Origin of the sequence: Clostridium sp. RTP31139st1_H3_RTP31139_211217 (assembly GCF_040227035.1) — a bacterium.
Classification (GTDB): domain Bacteria; phylum Bacillota; class Clostridia; order Clostridiales; family Clostridiaceae; genus Clostridium; species Clostridium saudiense.
This window is the reverse complement of record NZ_JBCOAB010000002.1, coordinates 199,937-206,918: the sequence shown is the minus strand read 5'-3', so window position 1 is coordinate 206,918 and position 6,982 is coordinate 199,937. Positions and strand designations below refer to the sequence as shown.

The 6,982-nt window shown below is 26.4% G+C and carries 7 protein-coding genes; 2 read left to right on the top strand and 5 right to left on the bottom strand.

All coding sequences use genetic code 11. The annotated features are described in order from the left end of the window. Positions 1-78: 78 nt before the first annotated feature. The 5 genes from ABUA17_RS01975 to ABUA17_RS01955 all read right to left on the bottom strand — a co-directional run bounded on the left by ABUA17_RS01975 (position 79) and on the right by ABUA17_RS01955 (position 4,044). A complete protein-coding gene (locus ABUA17_RS01975; RefSeq protein ID WP_042399881.1) occupies positions 79-270 on the bottom strand; it encodes a hypothetical protein in 192 nt (63 codons plus the stop codon). Positions 271-389: 119 nt separating this feature from the next. After that, positions 390-1,256 (bottom strand): nitroreductase family protein, encoded by an 867-nt coding sequence (locus ABUA17_RS01970; RefSeq protein WP_349817920.1) that lies wholly within the window; start codon positions 1,254-1,256, stop codon positions 390-392. Between the two features lie 225 nt (positions 1,257-1,481). After that, positions 1,482-2,297, bottom strand: a complete 816-nt coding sequence (locus tag ABUA17_RS01965; protein ID WP_042399887.1) for a DUF2705 family protein — start codon at positions 2,295-2,297, stop codon at positions 1,482-1,484. Between the two features lies 1 nt (position 2,298). Continuing rightward, entirely contained in the window at positions 2,299-3,186 is an 888-nt protein-coding gene (locus ABUA17_RS01960; RefSeq protein ID WP_195951465.1) for an ABC transporter ATP-binding protein, read from the bottom strand. Between the two features lie 72 nt (positions 3,187-3,258). Then, complete coding sequence (locus ABUA17_RS01955; RefSeq protein ID WP_052330708.1) at positions 3,259-4,044, bottom strand: YdcF family protein; 786 nt, start codon at positions 4,042-4,044, stop codon at positions 3,259-3,261. 179 nt (positions 4,045-4,223) lie between these two features. Here ABUA17_RS01955 and ABUA17_RS01950 point away from each other — a divergent pair, with 179 nt between their 5' ends. Both ABUA17_RS01950 and aspD read left to right on the top strand, forming a co-directional pair. Then, the gene (locus ABUA17_RS01950) at positions 4,224-5,093 is read left to right on the top strand and encodes a methionyl aminopeptidase (protein ID WP_042399892.1); all 870 of its coding nucleotides are present in this window, start codon (positions 4,224-4,226) and stop codon (positions 5,091-5,093) included. A gap of 258 nt (positions 5,094-5,351) precedes the next feature. Next, positions 5,352-6,968, top strand: a complete 1,617-nt coding sequence (gene aspD / locus ABUA17_RS01945) for an aspartate 4-decarboxylase (RefSeq protein ID WP_394805636.1) — start codon at positions 5,352-5,354, stop codon at positions 6,966-6,968. Positions 6,969-6,982 lie beyond the last annotated feature (14 nt).

The following is a 6,982-nucleotide window of genomic DNA, read 5'->3' as shown; positions in this document are numbered from 1 at the left end:
TAGGCTTATAGAGTCTGGGATTTATTTTTTTTTTGCAAAAGGGGCCTCGCACTAATTATTTAGTGCGACAGCCCCTTATTACTTCATTTTATTTAATGATTTTTTCATATTATCTACTGCACTTTTAAATTTATCTTTTGCTTCATCGCCTAACTCTTCTACTTCATTAATTACATTGCTAATTTCATCAGCAATTTCTTGAGATAATCTTCCTTGCTTGATTTTTTTATTAATTTTATTAATTTTGTTTTCTAATTTTTCAAAAGCCATAATTAATAACCTCCACTGTATATAAACTATATAATTAATCCTAAAATTATTTTATCCAAATTATTTATTTACATACATTAAAAGTATTTCTAACTATACTTATAGATATTTTCTTATATTTATCTCTTTTGTTCCTCTTTAATCCAAGTAATAATATACTTATAATGCTTTGGTACCTCTTCAATTTTAGGATCTATTACTTTAAATCCACCATTTATTCCAAGTTCTTTACAAGTTAAATCAAAGTGACACATTGCAATTCCTAAATCTATTTTGTTAATATCATATCCTTCTTTAGCTTCCTCTTTATCATTAGAAATAAAAAAATGAAAATCATCTCCATGCTTTACTATTCTCCAAGGTTGTTTATTTAAAGCTGATGGGGCCAATCTTACATTTTCTAATGCATCTTTGAATCCATCTAAAGTAGCATGTTCAGTTAAGGGGCATGAAAAATCTCTAAAAAAGAAAATTTTATTCCATGGCTTTCTATAATCACAATTTGAAAATCTTCTCATTGTTTTTTCTACAAAGCTTTTATTTTCACTTTCATATCCGATTGGTGATATTATAGGTAAAATTTCTCCTGATTCAACTTCCATTGCCTTAGTAAATTGTCCTTTTTTAAAAGTGCCTCCAATCCAACAAGTACCTAACCCCAAAGCTGTTGCATATAAGACTAAAGATTCCATTTCATATCCTAATTCTTCTAATGCAAATTCCCCTTCCTTTATCTTTGCTGCAATGAATTTTGTTGCACCTTTTATTATTCCATATGTTCCAAGTTTAGCTCCATTAATATGTTCTTTAGAATCAAGTATTTTAAATACTACCTTTTCATCAAAAGGTCCACTTAGGGATTTAATATATTCATTAAGTTTATTTAATATTTCATCTGGTATCTTTTCAGTATTATATGTTCTAACTGATTTTCTTTTAGTTATTATTTTATTTATATCCTCATTAAATATAAACTTGTTACTCATACCGTCTACCCCCTTTCAAATCATTTATAACAAAAACTTTTACATATTTAATATTAATCTTTATTAATATTTTTATTCATTTACTTTCCATATTATTAAAAATACCACCATTTTTAATTTATAATTGGTGGTATTTCCTTAAATATTTATCTAAAATTAAATTTATCAAATTATAATTAACTAAAATATGCTTATTTATTTTTCTCAAATTGAATTATCATCAACTTATATATTATAATCTTTCTTATTATATATTATATAAGTTCCAGCAAGTGATATTATCATTATACCTAATCCTATAATAATATACTTTTCTTCAAATCCATTTTTTATTACATTTGATGGAGCAGCATAATCAAACGGAGATAAATATATGAATCCACTTAATCTATCTTGAAGCTTTGAAAATATTCCTAATATATAACTTGCAAAAAATATTCCTAATGCTATTGATGTAGCTTTCTTTGCAGACTTTACAAAAACTGATATTAAAAAACCTATTGTCATAAATACATATGAAATTAAAGCCATTCCTAAATAAATCTTATTTATATCTGTAATCACTGATACAAATTTTACATCATCCGGTTTAACGATTATAGTTGAAATTATAGTTATAATAAAAACTATAATTATAAATATAAAAAGTATAAATGCATTAGCTAAAATCTTTGCTGTAACTATTCTACTTCTTGTAACAGGTTTAGAATATAAAAATTCAATAGTACCTTCACTTTCCTCCTTAGCTAAAGATGATACTCCAAGTATTGCCGCATATATTCCACCTGCCATTACTATATATTGAAGAACATAAGCAGAAAAATCAGAAATATTACTAAAATCAGTGGCTCCACTTATATTAAAAGCTTCTAAAAATGCCTCTGGAAGTGATTCTAATTTTGATCCTACTAACTCTTGCATTCCCATCTCCTTCATACTTGGAAAGAATAACATAAACATTACAATTAAAACACTACACACTAAAGCCCAAATGATATTCCCCTTCAATAACCTTTTAAATTCAAAATTAAAAATATTCATATTATCTTACTCCCTTGCTTTCATAATAATTCATAAATGTATCTTCAAGTGTTTGTTCACTAATTAATAATTTACTTATTTTATATGCTGAAAGCTTCTTAATCAAACTATCTACATCATTACTATAATTAAAAACAAATTCATTCTTTTCTTTAGAAATAACTTGTCCTCCTATTTCTTTTATTATCTCTTTATTTATTTCTTTGCAGCTTAAAACTATCTTTAAAGCTGCTTTTTTAGCTAACTTTTCTAAAACTACAGTGTCAATAATTTTACCCTCTTTAATTACCGCTACTCTATCACAAAAATTTTCCACTTCCACTAGGTTATGAGATGAAAAAAATACTGTAGTTCCTTCTTTATTTGCCTTTTTTAATAATTCAAATAACCTTTTTTGAATTAATGGGTCTAATCCATTCGTAGGTTCATCTAATATTAATAACCTTGGTTTGTGAATTAACGCCTGTACTATTGCAACCTTTTTCTTATTTCCTAAAGAAAGCTCTGACATTCTTTTCTCAACATCTACTTCTAACAATTCATAAAGTTTATCAACATCTTCTTGATTAATTCCATCATAAAAACTACATGAATATTTAATTATATCTTTGACCTTTATTTCATCATAAAATTTAACTTCACTAGGTACATATCCTATTTGCTTTTTAATATCTTTACTTTGCTTTACTATATCCATCCCTAATATTTTTCCACTTCCCCCTGTTGGAAAAATAAAATTTAATAATGTTCTTATTGTAGTAGATTTCCCAGCGCCATTTGGCCCTACAAATCCAAATATTTCGCCTTCTTTTATTTTCAGATTTATATCTATTATCCCTCTATTTTTCCCGTAGGACTTTGATAAATTACTTGTTTCAATAATATACATTTACTAATTCCCCCTTAAATTTTTATAAAAAATTGAGAAGATTTATTTAATATAACCTTCTCAATGTTCTTATTATCTTTTAAATACAAAAGCCTTTATTACTCCAAAAAATTCTCTAACATAAAACACTACAGCCGATACTTTATGAGATGGAGCCGGATATCCTAAAGTATTAATCCCAACTTCTTTGGCTAAAAATTTTGCTCTAAACATATGAAAATTATTAGATATTACAGTAACAGTAGGATCTTTTACTTCACTTTCCTCATCTAATATTTTCTTTGTATATAAAAAATTTTCATATGTATCAGTTGATTTATCTTCCATTATAATTTGACTTGAATCTACTCCATTATCAACAAGGAAATTCCTCATTGCACTAGCTTCACTAATCTTTTCCCCTTCACCTTGCCCTCCAGATACAATTATCTTTACATCAGGATATAATTCATGAAAATCTAATGCTGTTTCTAGCCTATATAATAATGATGTACTAATTTTTGTTCCCCTCAGTCCTGCTCCTAATACCATTAAATAATCTGGCTTTTCCTTATCAACATGATGACCATTATATATTATAAGACCTTCTACACTTATAAATAAAACTAATCCTATTGTAAATAATATAGTAACTATATTTCTTATTATTTTAGGAATCTTGCCCCAAATATTTATTTGGAACTTTAATTCTATAAAACTATAAATAATTAAAACTATTCCTAGCATACAAAACATACTAGAAAATGCTATAAATCCAAACATTAATTTTAAAACTAAATAATACAAAACTAATATTATACCTATTATCATAAAAGCCTTGTATATTAAATTACTTTTTCCAACTAAGCTTTTTTTCATTTTCATTACCTTCCATTTCATTCCTCTCTAGTTATATTATAAAGTATCTTTATAACATAATTAAATAGTTTTTAATTAAATAAAATTGCATATATCATATATTTATATTATTAGTTTTCCTTTTTATTAATAAAGTAATATAATAAAAATATATAAATAGTAACAAGGAGATAAAAAATATGAACTTAAGTAGAAATGACCACTGTTGGTGTGGTAGTAATAAAAAGTATAAAAACTGTCATTTGGCTTTTGATGAAAAAGTCCACTCTTATAAATTAAAAGGTCATGTAGTACCACCTAGAAATATTATTAAAACACCTGAACAAATAGAAAAAATTAAAGAAAGTGCTGCAATTAATACTGCAGTTTTAGATTTAGTGAGCAGTAAAATCAAAGCAGGAATGTCAACTGAAGAAATTAATACTATTGTTCATGATTACACAGTATCACAAGGTGCTATACCTGCTCCATTAAACTTCCAAGGGTATCCTAAAAGTGTTTGTACATCATTAAATGATGAAGTTTGCCATGGTATTCCTAGTGAAGATGTTATTTTAGAAGATGGTGATATAATAAATGTAGATGTTTCTACTATATATAATGGTTATTTTTCAGATGCCTCTAGAATGTTTATGATTGGTCAAGTACATCCTGATTTAGAGAAATTAGTAAGAGTAGCAAAGGAATGCTTAGATAAAGGTTTAGCAGCTGCAAAACCTTGGGGATTTTTAGGTGATATAGCTGAAGCTGTTCAAACTCACGCTGAAGCTAATGGTTACTCTGTAGTTAGAGAATTTGGTGGTCATGGCATAGGTCTTGAATTCCATGAAACACCTTTTGTTTCACATGTAGGTAAAAAAGGAACTGGAATGTTATTAGTTCCTGGTATGGTATTTACCATTGAACCAATGATAAATATGGGAAAACCAGATATATTTATAGATTCTGATGATGGTTGGACTACATTAACTGAAGATGGTTATCCTTCAGCGCAATGGGAGTATACAGTATTAGTAACAGAAACTGGAGTTGAAGTATTAACTCATTAAAATTAAGGTGCATGTATAATTGCACCTTTTTTTTATACCTTAAATACTTATAATATAATAATTCTTTCCCCATTTTTATTAATTTAAATAAATTTCCAAGACTTTTATATCAATTTACTATTTTTTTTATATTTATTTTAACTTATTTTATTATATTACTAAAACTTATTTTTTCTATTTTAATTTCACTAATTCTATTATAAAATTAATACTTGCAAGAAATATTTCAGTGTTTATACATCCTGAAAGGAGACATTCATAATGAATACAGAATTAACTAAAGAAAACTTGAAAAATATTTATGGAACCGTAAGTCCATTTGAATTTAAAGATAAATTATTAAAATTAGCATCTTTAAATAATAATACAATTTTAGATGCTGGTAGAGGAAATCCTAATTGGACTGCTGCTGAACCTAGACAAGCATTTTTTACTTTTGGTCAATTTGCAATATTAGAAACTCAACGTACTTTAAACATTAATTCCTTAGCTGGTATGGTACAAAAAAAAGGTATTGCTAAAAGATTATTAGAATATATTAACACAAATCCTTCACTACCTGGAATTGATTTAATACAAAAAATTTATGATTATGGAATTAATAATCTTGGATTTAATGAAGATGAATGGATTTTTGAATTAGCTGATGGAATTATAGGTGATAATTATCCTGTTCCTGATAGAATGCTCGTAAATATAGAAAAACTTGTAAATAAATATTTACTTAAAGAATTATGTGGTGATATTAAATTTGAAAATAATTTTGATGTTTTTGGAGTTGAAGGTGGAACTGCAGCAATGTGCTATATCTTTGATTCTCTTGAAAAAAATCACCTATTGAATAAAGGTGACAAAATAGCTCTTATGACACCTATTTTTACTCCTTATTTAGAAATACCACATTTACCTCATTACAATTTTGATGTAATAAATATTCATGCTAATGAAGTTGATGAAAATGGTCTTCCTACTTACCAATACAGTGAAGATGATTTAAATAAATTAAAAGATAAAAGTATTAAGGCTGTATTTATAGTGAATCCAAACAATCCTGCATCTATTGCACTAAATGATGATTGTAGAAATACACTAAAGAATATTGTAACTAAATATAATCCTAATTTAATGATTATTACTGATGATGTTTATTGCACATTTGTTAATAACTTCAAATCTGTAATTAGTGATTTACCTTATAATACTATTGGTGTTTATTCATTATCAAAATATTTTGGTGTAACTGGTTGGAGACTTGGTGCAATAATATTAAACGAAAATAATATTTATAATAAACTTATAGGTGAGCTACCTGAAACACACAAAGACACTTTAAGCAAACGTTACTGTCATTTATCTTCAAATCCTGAAGAATTATCATTTATGGATAGATTAGTTGCTGATAGTAGACAAGTTGCTTTAAATCATACTGCAGGTCTTTCAACACCACAACAAGTACAAATGGCATTTTTCTGTGGATTTGCATTAGTTGATTTAGAAAATAATTATAAAAATCTTACTATTGATATCTGTAAAAGACGTAAGGAGTTACTATGTGAAGGCTTAGAACTTAAAGTTTTTAATAACCCTCATTATGCTTCTTATTATACTGAAATAAATATATTAGATTGGGCTAGAATTGAGTATGGAATTAACTTTGCTAAGTTTATTGAAGAAAATTACACACCATTTGACATTCTTTATGATTTAGCTAAAAATTATTCTATTATTTTATTAAATGGAGATGGTTTTGCATCTTCTAGATGGGGTTTAAGAGTTTCTCTAGCTAACTTAAATGATGAAAGTTATCTTGAAATTGGTAAAACTTTAAGATTTATTTTTAATACTTTAAATCAACATTGGGAATCTAGTAAATAAATTTTAAAACTTGA